Source organism: Flavobacterium sp. LMO6 (assembly GCF_009495795.1).
Taxonomy (GTDB): Bacteria; Bacteroidota; Bacteroidia; order Flavobacteriales; family Flavobacteriaceae; genus Flavobacterium.
Map to the genome: position 1 here is coordinate 130774 of NZ_WIBH01000005.1, position 25643 is coordinate 156416.

At 32.7% G+C, this 25643-nt stretch carries 21 protein-coding genes and 1 tRNA gene; 12 read left to right on the plus strand and 10 right to left on the minus strand.

What is annotated here, in order from left to right; genetic code table 11:
• The first annotated feature begins 81 nt into the window (after positions 1-81).
• The 11 genes from purL (at position 82) to GFJ99_RS06865 (ending at position 14950) form a co-directional block, all read left to right on the plus strand.
• Positions 82-3801 carry a phosphoribosylformylglycinamidine synthase gene (purL, locus tag GFJ99_RS06815; protein WP_153208091.1) on the plus strand — a complete coding sequence of 1240 codons (3720 nt, stop codon included), beginning with the start codon at positions 82-84 and terminating at the stop codon, positions 3799-3801.
• Between the two features lie 75 nt (positions 3802-3876).
• Positions 3877-4731 (plus strand): DMT family transporter, encoded by an 855-nt coding sequence (locus tag GFJ99_RS06820; RefSeq protein WP_153208092.1) that lies wholly within the window; start codon positions 3877-3879, stop codon positions 4729-4731.
• A 124-nt stretch (positions 4732-4855) separates the two neighbouring features.
• Positions 4856-6631 (plus strand): long-chain fatty acid--CoA ligase, encoded by a 1776-nt coding sequence (locus tag GFJ99_RS06825; protein WP_153208093.1) that lies wholly within the window; start codon positions 4856-4858, stop codon positions 6629-6631.
• Between the two features lie 127 nt (positions 6632-6758).
• A complete protein-coding gene (locus tag GFJ99_RS06830) occupies positions 6759-7199 on the plus strand; it encodes a MarR family winged helix-turn-helix transcriptional regulator (RefSeq protein ID WP_153208094.1) in 441 nt (146 codons plus the stop codon).
• A 14-nt stretch (positions 7200-7213) separates the two neighbouring features.
• Positions 7214-9604: a 3-hydroxyacyl-CoA dehydrogenase/enoyl-CoA hydratase family protein gene (locus GFJ99_RS06835; RefSeq protein ID WP_153208095.1), complete on the plus strand. Its 2391-nt coding sequence runs from the start codon at positions 7214-7216 to the stop codon at positions 9602-9604.
• 32 nt (positions 9605-9636) lie between these two features.
• A complete protein-coding gene (locus GFJ99_RS06840; RefSeq protein ID WP_153208096.1) occupies positions 9637-9993 on the plus strand; it encodes a four helix bundle protein in 357 nt (118 codons plus the stop codon).
• A 54-nt stretch (positions 9994-10047) separates the two neighbouring features.
• A complete protein-coding gene (locus GFJ99_RS06845; protein WP_153208097.1) occupies positions 10048-11232 on the plus strand; it encodes an acetyl-CoA C-acyltransferase in 1185 nt (394 codons plus the stop codon).
• 135 nt (positions 11233-11367) lie between these two features.
• Positions 11368-13158: an acyl-CoA dehydrogenase family protein gene (locus GFJ99_RS06850; protein ID WP_153208098.1), complete on the plus strand. Its 1791-nt coding sequence runs from the start codon at positions 11368-11370 to the stop codon at positions 13156-13158.
• A 337-nt stretch (positions 13159-13495) separates the two neighbouring features.
• Positions 13496-13569 (plus strand) — tRNA-Arg (locus GFJ99_RS06855).
• 71 nt (positions 13570-13640) lie between these two features.
• The gene (locus GFJ99_RS06860; RefSeq protein ID WP_153208099.1) at positions 13641-14255 is read left to right on the plus strand and encodes a YkgJ family cysteine cluster protein; all 615 of its coding nucleotides are present in this window, start codon (positions 13641-13643) and stop codon (positions 14253-14255) included.
• Positions 14256-14341: 86 nt separating this feature from the next.
• The gene (locus GFJ99_RS06865) at positions 14342-14950 is read left to right on the plus strand and encodes a YkgJ family cysteine cluster protein (RefSeq protein WP_153208100.1); all 609 of its coding nucleotides are present in this window, start codon (positions 14342-14344) and stop codon (positions 14948-14950) included.
• On the opposite strand, the gene GFJ99_RS06870 is transcribed toward GFJ99_RS06865, so the two are convergent.
• Positions 14947-15459 (minus strand): NUDIX domain-containing protein, encoded by a 513-nt coding sequence (locus tag GFJ99_RS06870; protein WP_153208101.1) that lies wholly within the window; start codon positions 15457-15459, stop codon positions 14947-14949. The two genes, GFJ99_RS06865 and GFJ99_RS06870, sit on opposite strands and share 4 nt — an antisense overlap.
• A 113-nt stretch (positions 15460-15572) precedes the next feature.
• On the opposite strand from GFJ99_RS06870, the gene GFJ99_RS06875 reads away from it, so the two are divergent.
• The gene (locus GFJ99_RS06875) at positions 15573-16787 is read left to right on the plus strand and encodes a glycosyltransferase family 4 protein (RefSeq protein WP_153208102.1); all 1215 of its coding nucleotides are present in this window, start codon (positions 15573-15575) and stop codon (positions 16785-16787) included.
• Between the two features lie 58 nt (positions 16788-16845).
• On the opposite strand, the gene GFJ99_RS06880 is transcribed toward GFJ99_RS06875, so the two are convergent.
• The 9 genes from GFJ99_RS06880 to GFJ99_RS06920 all read right to left on the minus strand — a co-directional run bounded on the left by GFJ99_RS06880 (position 16846) and on the right by GFJ99_RS06920 (position 25608).
• Positions 16846-17427, minus strand: a complete 582-nt coding sequence (locus GFJ99_RS06880; RefSeq protein WP_008257827.1) for a tRNA-(ms[2]io[6]A)-hydroxylase — start codon at positions 17425-17427, stop codon at positions 16846-16848.
• 448 nt (positions 17428-17875) lie between these two features.
• The gene (locus GFJ99_RS06885) at positions 17876-18919 is read right to left on the minus strand and encodes an o-succinylbenzoate synthase (protein WP_153208103.1); all 1044 of its coding nucleotides are present in this window, start codon (positions 18917-18919) and stop codon (positions 17876-17878) included.
• 53 nt (positions 18920-18972) lie between these two features.
• Entirely contained in the window at positions 18973-20166 is a 1194-nt protein-coding gene (locus GFJ99_RS06890) for a M48 family metallopeptidase (RefSeq protein ID WP_153208104.1), read from the minus strand.
• 142 nt (positions 20167-20308) lie between these two features.
• Positions 20309-20986: a metal-dependent hydrolase gene (locus tag GFJ99_RS06895; protein WP_153208105.1), complete on the minus strand. Its 678-nt coding sequence runs from the start codon at positions 20984-20986 to the stop codon at positions 20309-20311.
• A gap of 39 nt (positions 20987-21025) precedes the next feature.
• Positions 21026-21922 (minus strand): 1,4-dihydroxy-2-naphthoate octaprenyltransferase, encoded by an 897-nt coding sequence (menA, locus tag GFJ99_RS06900; protein ID WP_153208106.1) that lies wholly within the window; start codon positions 21920-21922, stop codon positions 21026-21028.
• A 25-nt stretch (positions 21923-21947) separates the two neighbouring features.
• On the minus strand, positions 21948-23450 hold the full coding sequence (locus GFJ99_RS06905; protein WP_153208107.1) for a PH domain-containing protein: 1503 nt from the start codon (positions 23448-23450) through the stop codon (positions 21948-21950).
• Positions 23443-24030, minus strand: a complete 588-nt coding sequence (locus GFJ99_RS06910; protein WP_153208108.1) for a PH domain-containing protein — start codon at positions 24028-24030, stop codon at positions 23443-23445. The genes GFJ99_RS06905 and GFJ99_RS06910 overlap by 8 nt, the downstream gene beginning before the upstream one ends.
• 3 nt (positions 24031-24033) lie before the next feature.
• Entirely contained in the window at positions 24034-24618 is a 585-nt protein-coding gene (locus GFJ99_RS06915) for an outer membrane beta-barrel protein (RefSeq protein ID WP_162523931.1), read from the minus strand.
• A gap of 150 nt (positions 24619-24768) precedes the next feature.
• On the minus strand, positions 24769-25608 hold the full coding sequence (locus GFJ99_RS06920) for a 1,4-dihydroxy-2-naphthoyl-CoA synthase (RefSeq protein ID WP_008257847.1): 840 nt from the start codon (positions 25606-25608) through the stop codon (positions 24769-24771).
• Between the last annotated feature and the right edge of the window lie 35 nt (positions 25609-25643).

Consider the following 25643-nt stretch of genomic DNA (forward strand, 5'->3'; position numbering starts at 1 on the left):
TTTTAGAATAAATTTGCACTTTCAAACAACAACACAAAACGTACAGACAAGTCATGACTTGTCTCTAAAAACACAACTAAAATGATTCATTTCTTCGGAAACCAATCCAACACGGTTTTTGCAGTTCAAACGCAAAACGAACTATCGACAGAAGACATCAACAAATTAAATTGGCTTTTTGGCAACGCACATAAAATAGAAAAATCCGTATTGTCGGATTTTTTTGTTGGACCACGTGCCGCTATGGTTACACCTTGGAGTACCAATGCAGTAGAAATTACTCAAAACATGGGAATTTCGGGCATCATTCGTATTGAGGAATTTGAAAAAGTAGCTGCCGATTTTAATGATTTCGACCCAATGCTTTCGCAAAAGTATACCGAATTAAATCAAGACATTTATACTATTAATATCAAGCCAGAACCTATTTTGGATATCGAAGATATTGACGGATATAACAAGTCAGAAGGTTTAGCATTAAGTCCTGAAGAAGTGGACTATTTGAATAACCTTTCTACAAAATTAGGAAGAAAATTAACGGATTCTGAGATTTTTGCTTTCTCACAAGCGAATTCAGAACACTGCCGTCACAAAATTTTCAACGGAACTTTTGTGATTGATGGCGAAGAAAAACCAACTTCTTTATTCAAATTAATTAAAAAAACATCGGAAACCAATCCAAACGATATAGTTTCGGCTTATAAAGATAACGTAGCTTTTGTAAAAGGTCCGAAAGTAACCCAATTTGCTCCTAAAAGGGCAGATAAACCTGATTTTTATGAAGAAAAAGAATTTGAATCAGTTCTTTCATTAAAAGCAGAAACACATAACTTCCCAACAACAGTGGAACCATTCAATGGAGCTGCAACGGGTTCTGGTGGTGAAATTCGTGACCGTTTAGCAGGAGGACAAGGTTCGTTACCATTAGCAGGAACAGCGGTTTATATGACTTCTTATTCTCGCCTTAATGATGAACGTCCATGGGAAAACGGAATGGCTGAAAGACCTTGGTTATACCAAACGCCAATGGATATTTTGATTAAAGCATCAAACGGAGCTTCTGATTTTGGAAATAAATTTGGACAACCTTTAATCACGGGTTCTATTTTAACGTTCGAGCACGAACACTTCGACAAGCTCAGTGGGACAAGTAGAAAGTTAGGTTACGATAAAGTGATCATGCAAGCAGGTGGAATTGGTTACGGGAAATTAGATCAAGCCATTAAAAAGAAACCTACGGCTGGCGATAAAATCGTTATTTTAGGTGGAGAAAATTATAGAATTGGAATGGGTGGTGCTGCAGTTTCTTCTGCAGATACTGGTGCTTTTGGTTCAGGAATTGAATTAAATGCTATCCAACGTTCTAATCCAGAAATGCAAAAACGTGCTGCCAACGCTATTCGTGGTTTGGTTGAAAGCGATAACAATCCAATCGTTTCAATTCATGATCATGGTGCTGGTGGACATTTGAATTGTTTATCGGAATTAGTAGAAGAAACTGGTGGATTAATCGATTTAGACAAATTACCGGTTGGTGACCCAACGCTTTCGGCTAAAGAAATCATCGGAAACGAATCGCAAGAAAGAATGGGATTAGTGATTGGTGAAAAAGACATCGAAACTTTACAAAGAATTGCTGACAGAGAGCGTTCTCCAATGTATCAAGTGGGTGATGTAACAAACGACCATAGATTTACCTTTGAATCAAAATCTACGGGTGAAAAACCAATGGATTATGATTTAGAAGATTTCTTCGGAAGTTCGCCAAAAACAATCATGACGGATAAAACCGTTGCAACAAATTATTCAGATTTAGAATATTCAAAAGAAAATATAGCAAGCTATTTAAGTCAAGTTTTACAATTAGAAGCAGTAGCTTGTAAAGATTGGTTAACCAATAAAGTGGACCGTTGTGTAGGCGGACGTGTAGCAAAACAACAATGCGTGGGTCCATTACAATTGCCTTTGAACAATGTTGGTGTAATGGCATTGGATTTTAAAGGAAAAGAAGGAATTGCAACTTCGATTGGGCACTCACCTATTTCGGCTTTAGTAAATCCGGTTGCGGGTTCAAGAACTGCGATTGGTGAAGCTTTATCAAATTTAGTTTGGGCACCTTTAAAAGAAGGAATGAAATCGGTTTCATTATCAGCTAACTGGATGTGGGCTTGTAAAAATGAAGGCGAAGACGCTCGTTTATATGAAGCTGTTCAAGGTTGTTCTGATTTTGCTATTGAATTGGGAATCAATATTCCAACAGGAAAAGATTCGCTTTCGATGAAACAAAAATATCCAAATGACGAAGTAATCGCACCAGGAACGGTTATTATTTCAGCTGCTGGAAATTGTTCGAACATTACTAAAGTTGTAGAACCAGTTTTACAAAGAAATGGCGGAAACATTTACTACATTAACTTATCGCAAGATAGTTTCAAATTAGGTGGAAGTTCATTCGCGCAAGTATTAAATAAAATTGGAAATGATGTTCCAACAATTCAAAATTCGGAATTCTTCAAAAAAGCGTTCAACGTTTTACAAGATTTAATCAAAGACAGAAAAATTAAAGCTGGACACGACATTGGAAGCGGTGGTTTAATCACTACATTATTAGAAATGTGTTTTAGCCCCCTAACCCCCGAAGGGGGAATTCCTCACTTTGAGGAAACTGGGATGACGTTAAATTTTGATTGCTTTGAAGAAAAAGATTTAGTTAAAATATTGTTTTCAGAAAATATTGGAGTTGTTGTACAACCAGCTAATAATGAGGAATTTGAAAAACAATTAACCCAAAAACAAGTTGAATTTTTCAATTTAGGTACAGTCACAACTAATGGAAATTTAGAAATTATTTCTGAAGCTTCAGTATTAAATTTAGATGTAGTTTCCCTACGTGATACTTGGTTTAAAACATCGTTCTTATTAGATTCGAAACAATCTAAAAACGGAATGGCTCAGGAACGTTTTGACAATTATAAAAACCAAAAATTACAATTCACGTTCCCATCGCATTTTACTGGTAAATTACCATTGATTTCGAGTGGAGTCGAAAAGCCAAAAGCCGCTATTATTCGCGAAAAAGGAAGTAATTCAGAACGTGAAATGGCAAACGCTATGTTCTTGGCAGGATTTGATGTAAAAGACGTACACATGACCGATTTAATTTCGGGAAGAGAAACATTAGAAGACATTCAATTCATTGGAGCTGTTGGAGGATTCTCGAATTCAGATGTTTTAGGTTCGGCTAAAGGTTGGGCTGGAGCATTTTTATACAACGAAAAAGCCAATACGGCACTGAAAAACTTCTATAAACGCGAAGACACACTTTCGGTTGGAATTTGTAATGGTTGTCAGTTGTTAATGGAATTAGAATTGATCAATCCAGAACATGAAGTTCACGGAAAAATGCATCACAATACTTCAAACAAGCACGAAAGTGGTTTTACTTCGGTAACCGTTCAGAAAAATAATTCGGTGATGTTATCAACGTTAGAAGGAACTACTTTAGGGGTTTGGATTTCACACGGAGAAGGAAAATTCAAATTACCATATTCGGAAGAGAAATATAACATTGTAGCAAAATATGCGTACGAAGGTTATCCAGCAAATCCAAATGGTTCTGATTTCAATACTGCTATGATGTGTGATACTACTGGAAGACATTTAGTAATGATGCCACACATTGAGCGTTCGACTTTCCCTTGGAACTGGGCACATTATCCAGAAAGAGGTCAAAAAGACGAAGTTTCACCTTGGTTAGAAGCTTTTGTGAATGCTAGAAAATGGATTGAAAATAAGAAATAATTTACCTAAACTTTATAAAAAAGCATCTTTTAATTAAGGTGCTTTTTTTGTACTATTGTGTCAAAATAAAAGAATATGTGGTTTGTCATTCTAAGTGTAATTTGTAGTGTAACTGTTGGGATATTTTTAAAAGTAGCCAAACGATTTCAATTGAATATATTTCAAATTATTACGTTTAATTATTTTTCAGCTTTACTTCTCACCTATTTAACTTACCAACCCGAATTAACTTTCCAAGAAAAAACAATTCCTTATTCGCTTTTTATTGGTTTAGCCATTTTACTACCTATTGTATTTTTAATTCAAGCGAAATCTATTAAAGAAGTAGGAATCGTAAAAACTGATATTGCACAACGTTTATCATTATTTATTCCGTTAATTGCTTCCTACTTTCTATTTAATGAAACGTTTAGCCAAATTAAAATTATTGGATTTATAATCGGATTTTCAGCGATTTTTTTCACCTTGAATAAAAAATCAGAAAACAAATCAGATAATTGGGTTTATCCAATATTGGTTTTATTGGGATTTGGAATCATAGATATTTTATTTAAAAAAGTAGCAGTTTTTAAAGAATTTAGTTTTACAACTTCGTTGTTCATCATTTTTTGTGGGGCTTTTTTATTTTCGATTTTATTTCTAATTGGAAAGATACTTGTTCAAAAAGAAAAAATAGAATTCAAAAATATACTTTGGGGATTGGCTTTAGGGATTTTAAATTTTGGAAATATTTTGTTTTACTTAAAAGCTCACAGAGCTTTATCAGAAAATCCATCCACTGTTTTTGCTGGTATGAATATGGGAGTAATTATTTTAGGTAGTATTGCTGGGATTTTAATTTTTAAAGAAAAAATAACAAAATGGAACTACTTTGGTATCTTTTTAGCAATGGTTTCAATAATTTTTATTACACTTTCACAAATAATGTAGAAATTAGTAGGCAAGCATACTATTTTGTTTTTGTTAAAATTATAATCTAAAGATTATCAACTATATAAAAAATTGTATTATTAATTTTATTTTTATAATTTGCATAAAATAATAATTGCGAATTATGAACAATATCACACGCTTATTTGACTTTCCTTACTACCAATTAGAAAAGTATAATTTAAAAGATGCTCTAGTAACTAAATATGGAAATGAATGGGTAAAAACTTCTACCCAAGAATATTTAGACAAAGCCAATGCGATTTCAAGAGGTCTACTTCGATTAGGCGTAAATAAAAATGATAAAATAGCAATCATTTCGTCTAATAATAGAACTGAATGGCATATTACAGATATTGGTGTATTACAAACTGGTGCTCAAACCGTTCCAATGTATCCAACAATTTCTGCCGAAGATTACGAATACATTTTAAACCATTCAGAATCACAATACGTTTTTGTTTCTGACCTTGAAGTTTATGAGAAATTACAAAGCATTAAATCTAATGTACCATTATTAAAAGAAGTGTATTGTTATAATGATATTGTAGGTTGTAAAAGTTGGAAAGAAGTTTTAGAATTAGGTGCAAATACTGACAATCAAGACGTCGTTGAAGACCGAAAAAATAATGTATTAACAACAGATTTAGCAACAATCATTTATACCTCTGGAACTACAGGAAGACCAAAAGGTGTAATGCTTAGTCATCAAAACATTGTTTCCGATGTTTTAATGAGTGCTCCAAGAGTACCTTTAAGAGCAGGAAGTACAAGAGCTTTGAGCTTCTTACCTATTTGTCATATCTTCGAAAGAATGTTGACGTACTTATACCAATATTATGGTATCTCTATTTACTTCGCCGAAAGTATTGAGAAGATTTCTGATAACTTAAAAGAGGTAAAACCACACGTTATGTCAGTAGTTCCTCGTTTATTAGAAAAAGTATACGATAAAATTTATGCTAAAGGAGCAGATTTAACTGGTATTAAAAAAGCACTTTTCTTCTGGGCATTAAATTTAGGAATGGAATACAAACCTTACAAACAAAATGGTGCTTTTTATGAATTTAAACTTAAAATTGCCCGAAAATTAATTTTTTCAAAATGGCAAGAAGGTTTAGGTGGCGAATTAGAATTACTAGTTTCAGGAAGTGCTGCATTACAATCTCGCTTAACAAAAGTTTTCTGCGCTGCTAATATTCCTGTTATGGAAGGTTATGGATTAACAGAAACTTCTCCTGTAATCTCTGTAAACGATATGAGAAATGGAGGTTTTAGAGTAGGTTCAGTTGGTAAAGTATTAGACGGAGTTGAAGTTAAAATTGCAGAAGACGGTGAAATCTTGTGTAAAGGTCCAAACGTAATGATTGGATATTACAAAGACGAAACACAAACTAGCGAAGTTTTAAAAGACGGTTATTTCCATACAGGTGATATTGGTGAAATTGATGCTGATGGTTTCTTAAAAATTACCGACCGTAAAAAAGAAATGTTCAAAACTTCAGGTGGTAAATATGTGGCTCCTCAAGTTTTAGAAAATACTTTCAAACAGTCGCGTTTTATTGAACAAATAATGGTAATTGGTGACGGAGAAAAAATGCCAGCAGCATTTATTCAGCCAAATTTTGAATTTGTTAGAGAATGGGCGCATCGTCATCACAATTTAAATGTTGGTGCTACCAATGAAGAGTTATGTACTAACCAAATGGTAATTAACCGAATTCAAGAAGAAATTGACCATTGTAACGAAAAATTTGGTAATTGGGAAAAAGTTAAACGTTTTGAACTTACACCAGATGTTTGGTCAATTGTAGACGGACATCTTACTCCTACCATGAAATTGAAACGTAAAATTATTAAAGAAAAATATGCTGTTTTATATCAAAAAATTTATGGATAAAAATTATAAAGCCCACAAATTGTGGGCTTTATTTTATTAAAATGTTAAATTTTATAAAAAACACAAAAAATACTATGCATGCATAGTATTTTTTTTTTATATTTGAAAAAGTTTAGATAGTAATTCTATGAAAGATAAAACAATAGATTATATACTTAGAGCAACTTGGCAAGCTGTTGCCAGAATGTATAATGAAGAGGCATCAAAGTACAGTGCAACAATGGCTACAGGATTTGCGCTTTTAAGTATAGATAAAGATAAAGGATCTCCTTCTACTACACTTGGCCCTAAAATGGGAATGGAAGCAACTAGTTTAACCAGAACATTAAAATCAATGGAAGAACGAGGATTAATTACTCGCAAAAAAAATCCAACAGATGGACGTGGTGTAATTATTCAGTTAACTAAAGATGGAAAAGAAAAAAGAGAACTATCTAAAGATACCGTATTACGATTTAATGAAGCTGTAAAACAACATATTAGTGAAGAAAAATTAAAACATTTTATGGAAGTAGCTGAAATTATAAACGAATTAATTGCTGATAAAAAAATCTATAACGATAAATAATCAACCTATATACAATGAAACGAAATATTAAAAAAGTTGCTGTTATTGGTTCCGGAATTATGGGAAGTGGCATTGCTTGTCATTTTGCCAATATTGGTGTTGAAGTCTTATTATTAGACATTGCTCCAAACGAACTAACCGATGCAGAACAGAAAAAAGGATTGACATTAGAAAGTAAAGCTGTTAGAAACCGATTAGTTAATGATCATTTAGCTAATGCTTTAAAATCGAAGCCCTCTCCTATTTATCATCAAAGTTTTGCCAACAGAATTTCTACTGGTAATACTACAGACGATATGGCAAAAATTGCAACTGCAGATTGGATTATTGAAGTAGTTGTAGAAAGACTTGATATTAAAAAGTTGGTTTTTGAACAAGTTGAAAAATACAGAAAACCAGGAACTTTAGTAACATCAAATACATCTGGAATTCCAATTCACTTTATGAGCGAAGGAAGAAGCGAAGATTTTCAACAACATTTCTGTGGAACACACTTTTTTAATCCTGCACGATACTTAAAATTATTTGAAATCATTCCTGGTCCAAAAACATCTAATGAAGTATTAGATTTCTTGAATGGTTATGGTGAAAAATTCTTAGGAAAAACGTCTGTTGTTGCTAAAGATACTCCAGCTTTTATTGGAAATAGAATTGGAATCTTCGGAATTCAAAGTTTATTTCATCAAGTAAAAGAAATGGGATTAACGGTTGAAGAAGTGGATAAATTAACTGGTCCTGTTATTGGTCGTCCAAAATCAGCTACTTTTAGAACGGTTGATGTGGTTGGTTTAGATACTTTAGTTCACGTAGCTAATGGAATTTATGAAAATTGTCCTAACGACGAAGCACATGAATTATTCAAACTTCCTGAATTTGTAAACAAAATGATGGAAAACAAATGGTTAGGAAGCAAAACAGGACAAGGTTTCTACAAAAAAGAAGGAAGAGACATTCTAACGTTAGATTTAGATACATTAGAATACAGAGCGAATAAAAAAGCTTCTTTCGCTACTTTAGAATTAACCAAAACGATTGAAAAACCAATCGATAGATTCAAAGTTTTAGTGACTGGAAAAGACAAAGCAGGAGATTTCTATAGAAAAAACTTCGCTTCTATGTTCCAATATTGTTCAAACAGAATTCCTGAAATCACAGACGCTTTCTACAAAATCGACGATGCTATGAAAGCTGGATTTGGTTGGGAAAATGGTCCATTCGAAATTTGGGATGCCATAGGAGTTGAAAAAGGAATTGAATTAATGAAAGCGAAAGGGTATCAACCTGCTTCTTGGGTAACCGATATGTTAGCTTCAGGAAACACTTCTTTCTATTCAATTAAAGATGGTGCAACGCACTTCTACTCTATCGCTAATAAAAAAGTAGAGAAAATTCCAGGTCAAGATGCTTTTATTATCTTAAATAATATTCGCGAAAGCAAAAAAATATGGAACAACAGCGATGCAATCATTACCGATTTAGGTGATGGAATCATCAATTTAGAATTTACATCTAAAATGAATTCTATTGGCGCTGGTGTTTTACAAGGAATCAATAAAGCTATTGACATTGCTGAAAAAGAGTACAATGGATTAGTTATTGGAAATCAAGGTGCAAATTTCTCTGTTGGAGCTAATTTAGGAATGATTTTCATGATGGCAGTCGAACAAGAATATGACGAACTAAACATGGCTATCAAAATGTTCCAAGACACGATGATGCGTTGTCGTTATTCAGCTATTCCAGTTATTGCAGCTCCTCACGGAATGACTTTAGGTGGTGGTTGCGAATTAACTATGCACGCTGATAGAGCGGTTGCTGCTGCAGAAACGTACATAGGATTAGTAGAATTTGGTGTTGGAGTAATTCCTGGTGGTGGTGGATCTAAAGAAATGGCTTTGAGAGCTTCTGATTTATTCCGTAAAAATGATGTTGAATTAAACGTCTTACAAGAATATTTCTTAACTGTTGGTATGGCAAAAGTAGCTACTTCGGCTTACGAAGGATTTGATACCGGAGTTTTACAAAAAGGAAGAGATATCGTAGTAGTAAACAAAGACCGTCAAATTGCAACCGCTAAACAAGTGGCTTTACAAATGGCAGAACAAGGGTATACCCAACCTGTGAGAAGAAAAGATATTAAAGTATTAGGGAAACAAGCTTTAGGTATGTTCTTAGTTGGAACGGACCAAATGGAAGCGGGTAAATACATTTCTGAACACGATAAAAAAATTGCAAACAAACTAGCTTATGTAATGGCTGGTGGCGATTTATCAGAAGCAACTTTAGTTTCTGAACAATATTTATTGGATTTAGAAAGAGAAGCATTTTTATCATTAACTGGAGAAAGAAAATCTTTAGAAAGAATTCAGTACATGTTAACCAAAGGGAAACCGTTAAGAAATTAGTATAAAGTAATAAGAATTAAGTATTAAGACCTATGCATAATTTTGAAAAATTAAAGATTTGGCAAAAAGCAATGGACGTAGCTGTTGAAGTTTACAAAGTTTCACTTTTACTTCCTGTTGATGAAAAATTCAATCTAATTCATCAAATTAAGAAATGTGCCGTTTCTATTCCTTCAAATATTGCAGAAGGTTCTGGAAGAAATTCAAATAAAGAGTTTATTCAATTTTTAGGAATTGCAAATGGCTCTACATTTGAACTCATAACGCAATTAATATTAGCAAAACGATTAAGTTTAGTTAGTGAAGAAATAATTCAGCCAATCATAAATCAATTAGTTGAAATTAGTAACATGAGTTTTTCTTTTCAAAAATCTCTTAAAGAAAATTAATATAACGATTGGTAAGTCTTAATACTTAATACTCCAATCTTAATACAAATAAATATGAAAACAGCATACATAGTAAAAGCATATAGAACAGCAGTTGGAAAAGCACCAAAAGGAGTTTTTCGCTTTAAAAGACCTGACGAATTAGCAGCAGAAACCATCGAACACATGATGAAAGAGCTTCCTAATTTTGATAAAACTCGTATTGATGATGTTATGGTAGGAAATGCCATGCCTGAAGCAGAACAAGGTTTAAACGTTGGTAGATTAATTTCATTAATGGGATTAAAAATTGAAGATGTTCCAGGTGTAACAGTAAATAGATATTGTGCGTCAGGAATTGAAACTATCGGAATGGCAACAGCTAAAATTCAATCAGGAATGGCGGATTGTATCATTGCAGGTGGTGCCGAAAGTATGAGTTATATTCCAATGGGAGGCTACAAACCAACACCAGATTATAAAGCTGCAGCTGCAGGTCACGAAGATTATTATTGGGGAATGGGATTAACTGCTGAGGCGGTTGCAAAACAATTCAACGTTTCTCGTGAAGATCAAGATGAGTTTGCATATCATTCACACATGAAGGCTTTAAAAGCACAAGCAGAAGGTAAATTCGATAAACAAATAGTTCCTATTACTATAGAAGAAACTTTTATTAACGAAAACGGCAAAAAAGAAACGCGTTCTTATGTAGTAAATAAAGATGAAGGTCCAAGAGCAGGAACTTCTGTTGCAGCTTTAGCAGGTTTAAGACCCGTATTTGCTGCTGACGGAAGTGTAACTGCAGGAAACTCATCTCAAATGAGTGATGGAGCCGCTTTCGTATTAGTAATGAGCGAAGAAATGGTAAAAGAATTAAACCTTGAACCTATTGCTCGATTAGTAAACTTTGCTTCTGCAGGTGTAGAACCAAGAATCATGGGAATCGGTCCGGTAAAAGCAATTCCAAAAGCATTAAAACAAGCAGGTTTGAAACAATCTGATATTGATTTAATTGAATTAAACGAAGCTTTTGCTTCTCAATCGTTAGCTGTTGTTAGAGAATTAGGCTTAAATCCTGATATCGTAAACGTAAATGGTGGAGCTATCGCTTTAGGCCACCCACTAGGATGTACAGGTGCAAAACTTTCTGTTCAATTGTTTGACGAAATGCGATTAAGAGGAAGTAAATATGGAATTGTTTCTATGTGTGTGGGAACTGGACAAGGAACAGCAGGAATTTATGAATTTTTGAAGTAAAAACCCCTAACCACCAAAAAGGGAATATGGATTGTGGTTATACTTTGTACTGAAATACTATAAATAAAATATATTGTAAAATTTAAACCCTATTGACCCCTAATAGGTTCCCCTTTGGGGGATAGGGGGCTAATTATGTCAGATATCATTAGAGGAGGTCAATTCCTTGTTAAAGAAACAAAATGCGAAGACATCTTCACACCAGAAGACTTCAACGAAGAACAAGTTATGATGCGTGATTCGGTTATCGAATTCGTAGACAAAGAGATTTGGCCATATAAAGAACGCTTCGAAAAGAAAGATTACGCATTAACTGAAGACATCATGCGTAAAGCAGGTGAATTAGGTTACTTAAGCGTTGCAGTTCCTGCAGCTTATGGCGGAATGGAAATGGGATTTGTAAATACTGTTTTAGTGTGTGATTATATTTCAGGAGCAACTGGTTCATTTTCAACTGCTTTTGGAGCGCATACAGGAATTGGTACTATGCCTATTACTTTATACGGAACGGAAGAACAAAAACAAAAATATGTACCAAAATTAGCTTCTGGCGAATGGTTTGGAGCTTACTGTTTAACAGAACCTGGAGCTGGTTCTGACGCAAACTCTGGAAAAACAAAAGCAGTTCTTTCAGACGATGGAACACATTATAAAATTACTGGTGGAAAAATGTGGATTTCAAATGCTGGTTTTTGTAATTTAATGATTGTTTTCGCTCGTATTGAAGACGATAAAAATATTACCGGTTTCATCGTTGAAAATGATCCTTCAAACGGAATTTCAATGGGTGACGAAGAGCACAAATTAGGAATTCGCTCCTCTTCTACTCGTCAGGTTTTCTTTAACGAAACTAAAGTTCCAGTAGAAAATATGTTGGCAGGTCGTGGCGAAGGCTTTAAAATTGCGATGAATGCTTTAAACGTTGGCCGTATTAAATTAGCAGCTGCTTGTTTAGAAGCACAACGTAGAACCATTACTGGAGCTGTAAATTATGCTAACGAAAGAGTTCAGTTTAAAACACCTATTTCAAGTTTTGGAGCTATCCAAGCAAAAATTGCTGAAATGGCAACGAATGCTTATGCTGGTGAAAGTGCAACTTATAGAGCTGCATCAGATATTGAAAACAGAATTAATATCAGAATAAACGAAGGAAACTCACATCAAGATGCTGAATTAAAAGGAGTTGAAGAATTCGCAATCGAATGTTCAATCTTAAAAGTAGCGGTTTCTGAAGACGTTCAAGCGTGTACAGATGAGGGAATTCAAATTTTTGGTGGAATGGGATTCTCAGAAGATGCTCCAATGGAAAGTGCTTGGAGAGATGCTCGTATCGCGAGAATTTACGAAGGAACTAACGAAATCAACAGAATGTTATCAGTTGGTATGTTAGTAAAAAAAGCAATGAAAGGTCACGTTGATTTATTAGGTCCAGCAATGGCTGTGGCAGAAGAATTAATGGGAATTCCATCTTTCGATATTCCTGATTATACAGAGTTATTTGCTGAAGAAAAAGAAATGATTGCCAAATTGAAAAAAGTATTCCTAATGGTTGCTGGGGCTGCAGTTCAAAAATACGGAGCAGAATTAGAATCACACCAACAATTATTAATGGCCGCTTCTGACATCTTAATCGAAATCTATATGGCTGAAAGTACTATTCTTAGAACAGAGAAATTAGCTAAAAAAGAAGGCGAAGACAAAGTTCAAGAACAAATTGCTATGGCAAAATTATACTTATATCATGCTGTAGATATCGTAAACCAAAAAGGAAAAGAAGGAATTGTTTCTTTTGCTGATGGCGACGAACAACGTATGATGTTAATGGGTTTAAAACGTTTTACAAAATATACGAATATGCCAAATGTAATTGGTCTTCGTGAAAAAATTGCTGCAAAAATTATTAGCGAAAATAAATACGCTTTTTAATACAGCAATTAATTGGTTTAGTTTGTTTAAAAAAACCATTCGCGTTGCGAATGGTTTTTTTTAAAATAAAAATTAATAAAAAAAGAACAAAGAAGCTGTTCATTACCCCTATTTATTTTTGTGTTTTCAAATAGCCAATTGATTTAGAACAATTATGAAACAAAAAAATAGTTGATTGATTTCTATTTTAAGTAATATAAAATATTAAATCAAATATTATACATTTGGAAAATACTGAATATCATACACATAATATTATAAATTCAAATTTATTATTATTTTTTACAAATTGAGTTTGCAAATTAGACATTAATTCCTATATTTGCACCCGCATTAAGGCCTCGTGGCGCAACTGAATAGCGCATCTGATTACGGCTCAGAAGGTTACTGGTTTGAATCCAGTCGAGGTCACAAAAAAACAAAGCGTTCAATTAACTGAACGCTTTTTTTATACCTTAACTCTTTGTAAAAAAGCCTCGAAAATGGATAACTCAATTGAACATCGCGTAAGATTAGTTGAAACATTGTTTCAAAATCTTGAGGTGGAAATTATAGAGTTCCAAAAAGAAACTAAATTAGGTTGTATTGCAGGTTGTGGAAAATGTTGCTCAACACCAGAAATTGACGCTTCACCTTTAGAGTTTTTGCCTTGGGCTTTTCATATTTTTTTAAACGGTCAAGCCGAAGAAACACTTCTAGAATTAGAACAGAACACAACTGATACTTGTTTTTTATATCGCCCAAAATCATTGGCAGAATTTACATCAGGAAATTGTAGTACATACCAATATCGTGGTTTAATTTGTAGACTTTTTGGTTTTGGTGCCACAACAGATAAATACGGAAAATTACGAATTGCTACTTGCAATATTATCAAAGAAGGCCAAGCTGTACATTTTGAAAACGCTACAATTGCAATAAATTCAAATCTATCTGTACCAATTTTTACAGAATATTACATGCAACTTTCTCAAATAGATTTTAAACTTGGAAATATTTTTCAACCTGTAAACAAAGCGATGAAAACGGCTTTAGAAGAAGTTTTGCAATATTATTCCTATCGTCCTTTTCCTGACAATTATAAGAAATTAACCTAATCAAATTGTATCAGTACGATTAACTGAACTATTAATCTATAATTCTAACAAACTTAGTTATTATAGTCTACCTTCGGTAAAAAATTATGACCATAGAGCAACGTGTTGTTTTGGTAGAAGAATTATTTCATAAATTAGACATAGAAATATCTGAATTCCAATCGCAAACCAAGTTAAGTTGTGTTTCTGGTTGTGGAAAATGCTGTAACCATCCCGAACTTGACGCATCTCCTTTAGAATTTTTACCATGGGCATTTCATCTTTTTTTAAATGGTGAAGCAGAAAAAGTATTGTTAACACTAAACAAATCATCTGAAAATCGTTGCTATATTTATAATCCGCTGTCATTGTTGGATAAAAATAAAGGAAATTGCAGTAGTTATCAATATAGAGGTTTAATTTGCCGTCTTTTTGGATTTGGTGCCAATACTGATAAATATGGTCAATTGCGATTAGCTACATGTAAAATCATAAAGGAAGGACAAACAGAGAAATACAATAAATCAACAGAATTAATCAATAAAGGTTTACCTGTTCCTATCTTTACAGATTACTACATGAATTTATCCCAAATCGATTTTCAATTGGGAAATGTAATTGTTCCAATAAATAAAGCGCTCAAGTTAGCCATTGAAGAAGTGTTACAATATTACGCGTATCGTCCAATGCCAAGCGGTCATTTTAATTGTGCTTAGTAAAGATATTTTTCACCTATTACTTTTCGTATCGAGATAAAACCAATTTGATTCAAATCAATTTCCGAACGTTTTACCCAAATCAATTCCTGAATTTCATCTTCAGCTTCAACACTAATAACATCTGAAGTTAATTCACACTCATAAAAAATATCCATTGTTCTATATGGCACATTTTTATACAAATAATTGTTTGGTGAAGTTGTGATATATTTTAAATCGTGGTTTGAAATTTCTATTCCTAATTCTTCATTAATTTCTCTACAAGCGGCTTCTTCTGCAGTTTCATTTGGGTCAATAAATCCGCCTGGTAAATCCCATTTTCCTTTGTCTGGGTCAACATTTCTTACTGTAAACAATACTTTATCTTCAAATGTAAAAACAATCGCTACAGCAGCAGCAATGTTGTGATAATAGGTAAAACCACAATCATCACACAAAAAACGACGGTTATCTGGAAACGTAAAATGAGTTGACGCACAACTTGGACAGAATTTGAAAAATGACATTTATTAGTGATTAGTGATTAGTGATTAGTGCAAATTTACTTTTTACTTTTTACTTTTTACTTTTTACTTTTTACTTTTTACTTTTTACTTTTCTTTATAACTATATTTGTCACATGAAGCATTTAGTTATCATAGGAGCCGTTTGGCCCGAACCTAATTCAACAGCAGCTGGAAGCAGAATGTTGCAACTAATTTCGTTGTTTCAAAAACAAAGTTATGAAATTACGTTTTTATGTTCGGCTTCAAAATCAGATTTTTCGTTTGATTTGAATCAGATTTCGGTTAAAACTAAAGTTATTCAGCTAAACGATAGTAGCTTTGATTCTGAAATTTCTGAGTTAAATCCGAATGTCGTACTATTTGACCGTTTTATGATGGAAGAACAATACGGTTGGCGTGTGATTGAAAATTGCCCGAATGTTTTACGAATTTTAGACACTGAAGATTTACATTTTTTACGAAAAGCCAGAGAAGTGGCATTCAAACAGCATCGGGAATTGGTTTTTGAAGATTATATTTCGGATGTTTTTAAGCGCGAAATGGCTTCGATTTATAGATGCGATTTGACCTTATTGATTTCGGAATACGAAATGCAATTGGCTACCGAAACCTTCAAAATTGATGCTTCCCTTTTGTATTACTTACCTTTTTTATCGGAAGAAATTAATACAGATATTCCAAAATTTGAAGAACGAAAACATTTTGTAAGTATTGGCAACTTTTTACACGAACCCAATTGGCAAACCGTTTTACAATTAAAACAACTTTGGAAAGCCGTTAAAAAACAACTTCCCGAAGCAGAACTTCATGTTTATGGTGCTTATGTTTCGGAAAAAGCAAAGCAATTGCACAACGAAAAAGAAGGTTTTTTAATTAAAGGAAGAGCCGAAAATGTTGCTGATGTGTATTCGAAAGCAAAAGTGTTATTAGCACCAATACCTTACGGAGCTGGTTTAAAAGGCAAATTATTTGAAGCCATGCAATTGGGATTACCTTCAATAACTACCAAAGTGGGAGCCGAAGCAATGAACGGGAATTTAGATTGGAACGGATTTATTTCAGAAAATGAAAATGATTTTGTAGAAAAAGCAATCGAATTGTATACTAATAAATCGCTTTGGGAAACCGCTCAAAAAAATGGTTATGAAATCATTGAAAAACGTTTCAAGAAAGAATTATTTGCAATTGATTTTATGAATAGAATTGAAGAACTTCAACAGAATTTAAAAACGAATAGAAATCAAAATTTCTTGGGACAAATTTTGCAACATCAAAGTTTACAAAGTACTAAATATATGAGCAAGTGGATTGAAGCGAAGAATAGTTGACAGTCTCAGTTTTCAGTCACAGCATATCACTGAACACTGAGACTGTGACTGCAAACTTTTACCCGTGTATCGTCTCTGATTTTCCGTAGCTTTCAATCACTTTTGCTTCAAATTCTAACCATTCTTCCCAACGCTTTTTAACGTCGTAACCTTCTTCGGCTAATTCGTGAGCAAATTGCAAGAAAGAAGTATAATGATTGGCTTCCGAAATCATTAATTCTCTATAAAAAACAGCTAATTCTTCGTCTTGGATATTATCTGAAAGTACTTTGAATCGTTCACAACTTCTGGCTTCAATCATAGCGGCAAATAACATGCGCTCTACAATTAAATGCTTGCGATTTCCGGGTTTCATGAATTTGAATAAATCGTTTACATAACTGTCTTTTCGTTCGCGACCTAACACCCAACCACGTGCTTTTATGATTTCATGCACTTGCTCAAAATGATCCATTTCTTCTTTTGCAATTTTTGTTAATTCTGTTGTTACTTCAGTAAATTCGGGCAACATATTAATTAACATAATCGCATTAGAGGAAGCTTTCAATTCGCACCACGCATGATCCGTTAGAATTTCTTCTAAATTTCCTTCAGCAATATTGGCCCATCTTGGGTCGGTTGGTAGTTTTAAACGAAACATTTGATAAATGATTTAGTTGTGCAAATTTAGGAAATAATACTTTTAAACGGATAATAAGTTTAAGGGCAAGTTCAAATTCAAAAATCAAGTACAAAAAGAGATGCTGAAATTAAAGATTCAACGTAATTAAACGAGTTCAGGATAACAAACGTTAAAGATAGTCTAATGTAAACTACGAAAAGTGAAACGTCCGAAGTTTCGGTCCGAAGCTTCGGACTCTGTATAACTCTCTCAAAACAATCCTTATCAAAAAACGCTCGGTGTATCTCTGTGTAAATTTTTCATTAGCCTTCGACTTCGCTCAGGGTGACAATCAAGTCAATACATTTCCAAAGATTTCTAAGCATTTAAATTTTAAAAATAATTTAAATTTCTAAAATCTGTGTTCCTAAAAATCCGTCACCATCAGCGCTCCGCCTAGGCGGACCCGTATCATCCGCGTGCCATCCTAAATTCCTAAACTAGAAATATCCCAATTCTTAGCAGTATTATACTGAATATGTCCGTTTTCAATTTCCAAAGGGCAATCGAAGTTATTAGTATACAAACCACCTGTTCCTAAGCCTTGTGGCATAGAATTATTTAAAGTAAAAGTAAATTGCGTAATTGCATTCAAACCGATATTACTTTCTAATGCAGAAGTAATCCACCAACCGATATGTAAACTTTCGGCAATAGAAATCCATTCTAAAGTTCCTTTGAAACCTCCGACTAAACTTGGTTTTAAAATGATGTATTGCGGTTGAATTTCTTCTAATAATTTTTGCTTATTTTCTATTCCAAAAACTCCAATTAATTCTTCGTCTAAAGCGATTGGAAAAGGCGTTTGTTGGCAAAGTAATTTCATTTCTTGAATTTGATTCGCTTTAATTGGTTGTTCTATACTATGCAATTCAAATTCATTTAATTGATTTAATTTACTTAAAGCTTCATTTGAAGTAAAAGCACCATTAGCATCAACACGAATTTCAATGGTTTTAGCATCAAAATTTTGACGAATGAACCTTAATAAACCTAATTCTTTTTCAAAATCAATTGCTCCAATTTTCAATTTTATACACGAAAATCCTTGTGATAATTTTTCTTCTATTTGGGTTTTCATGAATTGCTCCTCTCCCATCCAAACCAAACCGTTAATCAACATGTTCTTTTTACCATTCGTAAATTCCGAAGGAAATAAATCAAAAAGAGTTTCGGATTGCAACGACAAAAACGCCATTTCTACTCCAAATTGAATCGATGGAAATTCTATTAATTCATCCCACAATGTATTTTTTCCTAAATGAATATTTTGGCAAACCCATTGTAATTTTTCCTCATAATCTGGTCGGTCATCTATTGAAAGTGATCGTAAAATACCACACTCTCCTATTCCCGTTTTTCCGTTTTCTTCTAAAATTATAAACCAAGTTTCTTTCTCGGTCATCACGCCTCTCGAAGTGCCGCTTGGACGTTTGAAATTAAGGATGTATTTTTTGTAGGTTGCTTGCAAAATAAGGTTAAATGTTTAAAAGGTTACTAGTTTAAAAGCCTAGACCTATATTGTTATTCTAAAATTCTCAAAATTTTATTGAAATTATCTGTTGGTAGTCCGACTTGTTTCATGTTGTCAAAATCTTGTTTTGTAGCTTTTACCCAACTTGTATTTACATCGATATTTTGATCTTTATATTTTTTATGAATGTCTTTTGCTTCAGATACTCTATCTGTTACCAAATACACATGAGCCAAATGCAACTGAAACTTTATTTCATTTTTGTTCATCGAAATTGCCTTTAAAATGTAATCTTCAGCTTTTTGATATTGTTTTGTTCTTAGACACAAAGAACCTAATAAATCAAATTCGTTTTCCTTGCCTAATTTTCTTTCGGTAATTAAATAATGTAATTGCTTAATTGCCTCTTCAGGTTTTGTTAATGAAAGTCTTCTTATGTGAACATTATAATCTTGTAAATAGTCATTTATTTTACCTGATTTCAACAAGCTTTCATCTGAAATAGATGCAATCATTTTCGTTTTTTCTACAGGTAATAACTGCTTGAACTCATTGTACTTATATTTAGTTGTTACCAAATCGATAAATGTAGCTAAAAAAGCAGCTTTGTAAGTTAAAATTTTGGCAACATCTGATTTTTCAGCAAGCTCTAGAACTTCATTTTTAGTTTCTTTTGTCCAACCTCTACTCGCTTTATAATCGACCCATGGCACCACTTCTAAAACAATTTTTTGATTCATAACCCAGTTCTGGCTTTCAAATCCGAACCACAAATTAGGTAAATTGGTCAAGCATAATGAAGAAGATGAAATCAATTTGGCGTCTTTGTTTACTTTTTCTTTTTGTTCCCAACAAGCTCTATCCGTTTTTCCTTCTTTCAAAAATAAATTAGCTGCATTTGCTTCTTGAAACAAAGCAAATGTGCATTTGTCATCACCCGAAATTGCTGATGTTAAATGAATTGCTCCAGCTGTTCCTTGACTAATTCCGGTTGGATCTGGAATGGCTTTTAATACCGAAACCAAACTTGAAGTTAACTTTTGATTTTCATCTAAAACGGTTATTCGGTATACGAATTCAGTGGTTCCAATAGGTAAATCTTCTGCTTTAATTATAGCTCTTTTACCAGCCGAAAGTGAAATTTCTTTAGTTGTTGAGCGTTCTTTGTCCCAAAAACCATCTTTTTGAGAAAAACTCGATACTGAAATTAATATGGCTAATACTAAATATAAAAGTTTATTCATTTTAATTTTTAATTTTTAAACACATAGTATCATAGTTCTACTTTATGTGTGTTTTTTAGAGCATTACACTTTACATAGAAAACATAATTTAATATACTATGTGCCTATTGTGTTTAGTAACCATTCAATTTTTATACCAAAACTACAATTCGATACTTTCACCAATTTCTAATAACATCAAATCTTTTCCTTTGTTGAAAAATTTGCGTTTGGCTTCTTCATGATTGATTTCGATATAACCAAATGTATCGTAATGATAGCCTAAAACTTTATCGCATTCAACAAAATCGGAAGCAATAATGGCATCTTCAACATCCATTGTAAAATTACTTCCAATTGGCAAAATTGCTAAATCTAATTTGGTACGCAATGGAATTAATTTCATATCCATGGTTAAAGCGGTGTCGCCAGCAATGTAGATGTTTTTGTGCTCGCCTTCAATAACAAATCCGCCTGGTTGACCGCCATAACTTCCATCAGGAAAAGACGACGTGTGAATTGCATTGACATATTTTACGGTTCCAAAACTAAAATCCCAACTACCTCCGTGATTCATTGGATGGAATTCAAATCCCTTATTTCCAAAATGAGACGCGATTTCATAGTTAGAAACAATAACAGCTTCTGTACGTTTTGCAATGGCTTCTACATCTAAAATATGGTCTTGATGTGCGTGCGTGAGTAATATAAAATCAGCTTCCAAGGTATTAATATCAATATGAGAAGCTTTTGGATTACCAGAAATAAATGGGTCTACTAAAATGTGAACCTCGTTAATTTCAATCCCAATACAAGCGTGTCCGTAGAATGTGATTTTCATAGTTTTTTATTTTAGTGAAAAGTGATTAGTAATAAGTAATTAGTTTAAAAAGGCTAAAGTTAACCAAAATAAGATACTTAATGCGAATGTACTTAAGGCTACTTTTTTAAGTTCTGGATCGAAGTCTTCATATTTATTTGATTTTTCGACATTAATTAAATGTTTTCCTAAAAATAGATATACAATCAAAAATTGGAAGAAATTCATATTAAAAAAAAATGTAAATAATAGTAAAAAAAGAAATGAAACGGATATTAAATAATTTTGATACTTCTTAGCATTCTCTAATCCCATTTTCACCACCAACGTATTCTTTCCTGCGATTTTATCATTTTCAATGTCGCGCATATTATTCAAATTTAAAACGGCTACACTTAATAATCCAATAGCTGTTGCGGGTAAGAATAATTTCCAATCGATAAAATGGGTAAACAAAAAGTTAGAACCCACAACCGAAACCCATCCGAAAAAAATAAACACAAACAAATCGCCAAAACCACTATAGCCGTATGCACTTTTTCCTACAGTGTATTTAATGGCTGCTCCGATAGAACCAATTCCTAACAAGATGAAAATTAAACTTAATGCAAAATTTTCCTTTCCAAATGCGATGTAAATCAGTAATAAAGCAATACTGAACGTTAAAACTGAAGTAATAATTACGGCTTTTTTCATTTGATTAGCTGTAATTACTCCAGCTGCCACTAAACGTTTTTCACCAATTCTATTGTCATCAGTTCCTTTAACGCCATCTCCGTAATCGTTGGCATAATTGGATAATACTTGTAATCCTAAGGTAGTTAATAACGCCAAAATAACAATTCTCCAATCAGAAAATCCTTGATGATAAGCATAGGCACTTCCAACAATAATTCCAGAAATGGAAAGAGGTAAGGTTCGTAATCGTGCGGCTTGAATCCAGTGTTTTATGTTCATTTATTCTTTTATTTAATTTTAACTTCTACATCCATGTTTTCTCCGAAGTCTCTACTTGATACAACCAATAATTTACTAATTGTTTAATTTCTGAATAATTTCCGGTTGAAAAACTTATGTTACCACCAGCAGTTGATAAAGTAACGGAACCAATGTTAGTATACTTTTGCCAAAAAAACTGTTGGGTTTTTATGGTTTGAATTTTAAAAGGTTCAATAATTGATGTGTCAATATCCCATGCCCCATTTTGTTTAATTATGAAATCATCCGAAACAAAAAGCTTATAATTTTTAAACGAAAACCAAATTATAATTCCAGCAAAAACGGAAAAAATAGTTGTGTAAATGCCACACTCTGTCCATGTTACAAATTCTGTTTTACGATTTAGAAATAACATTATTAAAATCGGAATTAATAAAAAGAAAAAAGAATTCAAAGCTAATTTTCGCCAATTAGGCAAATACAAAGTACCATTTTTAGGCACCTGAGAAAATAACAATTTTAAAATCTCAAAACTTTCTAGTTGTGTACAACCTGGCACTTCAATTTTATCTTTCTCTTTTATTTTTTGAGCATCACTTGAGGCTTGATGAACTCCAATCGTAGTTACATCTAACTTTTTTTGAAAATAATTTTGAGTAATTTTTACAATTTGAACCTTGTTTGGATTTAACAAGATACTTTTAGTAGCCAATAAACCATAAGATAAAATAACCGATTGTTGGTTTTTTTGAATGGTAAAATCGAAATATCTAAAAATAGTTCGAACTAAATTAACAATTAAAACCAATGCAAAAACAAAACCAACTACCATTAAAACGGATGTAATTATTGGAAAAGATTCAAGATAATTTGTAACCTTATCTTCATTAATAATATCGTTTTGAAATTGATTAAAATTTTCAATGATAGTTGTTAAAAAAACAAACAAAAGGGCTAAACTTTTTACATAATTTGAAGTAAATCCTATTTTAATTAAACTAACTATTCCAATTTTTACAAAAGAAACAGGTTCAAAATCTTCTGATTGTGTATCGACTTTAGAATTAAGATTAATTTCTGAATAATGAATTAAACGTTCTTTTAAAAGTGTAGCCAATTGATGTGAAATAGCACTAATTGATGCTTCTTTTTTATCGCTTCCGGCAGTATCAATTTCTAATTTATATACACCAACTAAGCGCTGAATTAAACTTTGATTGATATTTACTTGCTGAATTTTATGTAATTGAATTGTAATTTTCGATTTATTTAAAACGCCTTTTTGTATTACAAATTCATTAGTTTCTTCATCGATATGAAAGGTAAAAAACCAATATTGTAAATATGAAAAAAAGCCAATTAATATTAAAACGCCTATAATACTTCCAAAAAAAAGGAATTTATTTAACGATTCAAATTTTACAAAATAAAGAATTAAAATAGGCCAAAACGCACGAATAGATTTTTGTAAGCTATTCGCAAACATTACAAGAATTCCTGTTAGAGATTGCCTTTGAGGCATGGAAAAATCTACCAAATTACTCATTACTTTCAGCCGTTAAATTTTCTGGTAAAGAATTTTCTATAACTTCAGTTTCTTCTAATTTATCTATTGGATTAATTTTATGAGAAACCATGTTTTTAATTTTTTGTGCTTCTTCCAACAAAAGACCTGGAATCTCTAAATCAGAACTACTTCCACCTGCTGTAAACAACTCAATTGAAGCTAAGCCTAGTCTTCTTGCAATAAATCCTTGATGCAAAGCAACATGTTGTACTCTATTAAAAGGAATAATCGTAGTAGTCTCAGAAATTAATCCCGATTTATAAATAGCATCGTGCTCTCTAAAAGCATAACCTTTTTTATTAAAACTTAACTTTGCTATAACAATAACCGCTACCAAAAATAGTACAAGAGCGCTAAAAATTAGTAGCCAATATTTTGTAGAAAAAACTTCTCTTTCAACAAAAAAAACGGTAGTAAATCCTCCAATTGCAAGAACTACTAACAATAAAAAATTAAACAGTAAAACCTTCACATAATTTGAATGCAAAGCATTTAAATGTAATTCTTCAAACTTTGGAAGTGTGTCTAAATCAATTGTATTATTTGAGAAGTTGTTCATATTTTATATTTTAAAACCAAGACCTAAATAAATAAAATGAGTGTTTGCTTTTCCATCAATGTCGCTTGAATTTATTGGGAAATATTTGTAGCTTCCTTCAATAAAAAGCAAATTGGAAACATGATATTTTAAGCCCGGATTAATTGTCAAGCCATTAAAGTTAAACTTTGTCGTTCGTGTAATAAAACCTGGATCTGAAGGATCGAAACTAGAAGTTTCAAATTTAAACTCATTAGAAAAGAAAGCATAACCAAATCCGAAGAAAGGTATTAATTTCCCTTTAAAAACATCAAATTCAATACTAACATTTGGATTCCAAATAAGAATATCATTATGTAAAAAGTAATCTCTAGTTTGTAAATAATCAACCGTTAAACCTCCAAAAACAGAAATCATTTCGTCTTGATAAACCGCATAATTACTTGAAATTCCAACAACTCCATTAAAGCCATCGCTAATGATATTATCATTACGAAGATTCCCAACGTAATGAACTCCTACTTGAAATTTTGTTGGTTTATTAGTTTCCTCTTGGGCAAATAAAAAACTGGTACAAACTAAAAATAAGGCTAAAAATTTGTTTATCATTGTGTTATAATTACAATATTCAAGTTCAAAAATCAAATACATGTGCAATTGCTTTTACTTCGCTAAAGGATTAGTCTACTTCGTAGGAGATTCCTAGCAAGCTCGGAATGACAGCAACCAATCACCTAACACCATTCACCTATCAACCAATTAAGGCAAATATTTCTTTTCGAAATTTGGTTTACGTTTTTCTAAGAACGCATCTCTTCCTTCTTTTGCTTCGTCTGTCATATACGCTAAACGTGTAGCTTCACCTGCAAAAACTTGTTGTCCTACCATACCATCATCGGTTAAATTCATGGCGAATTTTAGCATTTTAATCGATGTTGGTGATTTTTCTAGAATTTCTTGCGCCCATTCGTAAGCTGTGTCTTCCAATTCAGCATGTGGAATTACGGCATTTACCATTCCCATTTCAAAAGCATCTTGAGCCGAGTAATTTCTGCCTAAAAAGAAAATTTCTCTTGCTTTCTTTTGTCCCACCATTTTTGCTAAATAAGCCGAACCATAACCGCCATCAAAACTAGTAACATCGGCATCGGTTTGTTTAAAAATTGCGTGTTCTTTACTTGCTAAAGTTAAATCACAAACCACATGAAGCGAATGTCCGCCACCAACGGCCCAACCCGGAACTACACAAATAACAGCTTTTGGCATAAAGCGAATCATACGTTGTACTTCTAAAATGTTTAATCTGTGGTAACCATCTTCTCCTACATAACCTTGATGTCCACGAGCTTTTTGATCGCCACCACTACAAAAACTCCAAATCCCGTCTTTAGAACTTGGTCCTTCAGCAGAAAGTAACACAACTCCTATCGATGTGTCTTCTTGAGCATCATAAAATGCTTCAATTAATTCTTTAGTGGTTTTCGGACGAAAGGCATTTCTAACATCTGGTCGGTTGAAGGCAATTCGGGCTACTCCATCACATTTTTTATAGGTAATATCTTCAAATTCTCTTACTGTTTTCCAATTGATTGTACTCATATTTTTAAATTTATTTTATTTTTCAAGGGCAAATT

Bases quoted from the DNA above. Each gene is read 5' to 3' on its own strand.
- purL (WP_153208091.1), top strand. From the start codon at position 82: ATGATTCATTTCTTCGGAAACCAATCCAACACGGTTTTTGCAGTTCAA.
- GFJ99_RS06820 (WP_153208092.1), top strand. From the start codon at position 3,877: ATGTGGTTTGTCATTCTAAGTGTAATTTGTAGTGTAACTGTTGGGATA.
- GFJ99_RS06825 (WP_153208093.1), top strand. From the start codon at position 4,856: ATGAACAATATCACACGCTTATTTGACTTTCCTTACTACCAATTAGAA.
- GFJ99_RS06830 (WP_153208094.1), top strand. From the start codon at position 6,759: ATGAAAGATAAAACAATAGATTATATACTTAGAGCAACTTGGCAAGCT.
- GFJ99_RS06835 (WP_153208095.1), top strand. From the start codon at position 7,214: ATGAAACGAAATATTAAAAAAGTTGCTGTTATTGGTTCCGGAATTATG.
- GFJ99_RS06840 (WP_153208096.1), top strand. From the start codon at position 9,637: ATGCATAATTTTGAAAAATTAAAGATTTGGCAAAAAGCAATGGACGTA.
- GFJ99_RS06845 (WP_153208097.1), top strand. From the start codon at position 10,048: ATGAAAACAGCATACATAGTAAAAGCATATAGAACAGCAGTTGGAAAA.
- GFJ99_RS06850 (WP_153208098.1), top strand. From the start codon at position 11,368: ATGTCAGATATCATTAGAGGAGGTCAATTCCTTGTTAAAGAAACAAAA.
- GFJ99_RS06860 (WP_153208099.1), top strand. From the start codon at position 13,641: ATGGATAACTCAATTGAACATCGCGTAAGATTAGTTGAAACATTGTTT.
- GFJ99_RS06865 (WP_153208100.1), top strand. From the start codon at position 14,342: ATGACCATAGAGCAACGTGTTGTTTTGGTAGAAGAATTATTTCATAAA.
- GFJ99_RS06870 (WP_153208101.1), bottom strand. From the start codon at position 15,459: ATGTCATTTTTCAAATTCTGTCCAAGTTGTGCGTCAACTCATTTTACG.
- GFJ99_RS06875 (WP_153208102.1), top strand. From the start codon at position 15,573: ATGAAGCATTTAGTTATCATAGGAGCCGTTTGGCCCGAACCTAATTCA.
- GFJ99_RS06880 (WP_008257827.1), bottom strand. From the start codon at position 17,427: ATGTTTCGTTTAAAACTACCAACCGACCCAAGATGGGCCAATATTGCT.
- GFJ99_RS06890 (WP_153208104.1), bottom strand. From the start codon at position 20,166: ATGAATAAACTTTTATATTTAGTATTAGCCATATTAATTTCAGTATCG.
- GFJ99_RS06895 (WP_153208105.1), bottom strand. From the start codon at position 20,986: ATGAAAATCACATTCTACGGACACGCTTGTATTGGGATTGAAATTAAC.
- menA (WP_153208106.1), bottom strand. From the start codon at position 21,922: ATGAACATAAAACACTGGATTCAAGCCGCACGATTACGAACCTTACCT.
- GFJ99_RS06905 (WP_153208107.1), bottom strand. From the start codon at position 23,450: ATGAGTAATTTGGTAGATTTTTCCATGCCTCAAAGGCAATCTCTAACA.
- GFJ99_RS06910 (WP_153208108.1), bottom strand. From the start codon at position 24,030: ATGAACAACTTCTCAAATAATACAATTGATTTAGACACACTTCCAAAG.
- GFJ99_RS06915 (WP_162523931.1), bottom strand. From the start codon at position 24,618: ATGATAAACAAATTTTTAGCCTTATTTTTAGTTTGTACCAGTTTTTTA.
- GFJ99_RS06920 (WP_008257847.1), bottom strand. From the start codon at position 25,608: ATGAGTACAATCAATTGGAAAACAGTAAGAGAATTTGAAGATATTACC.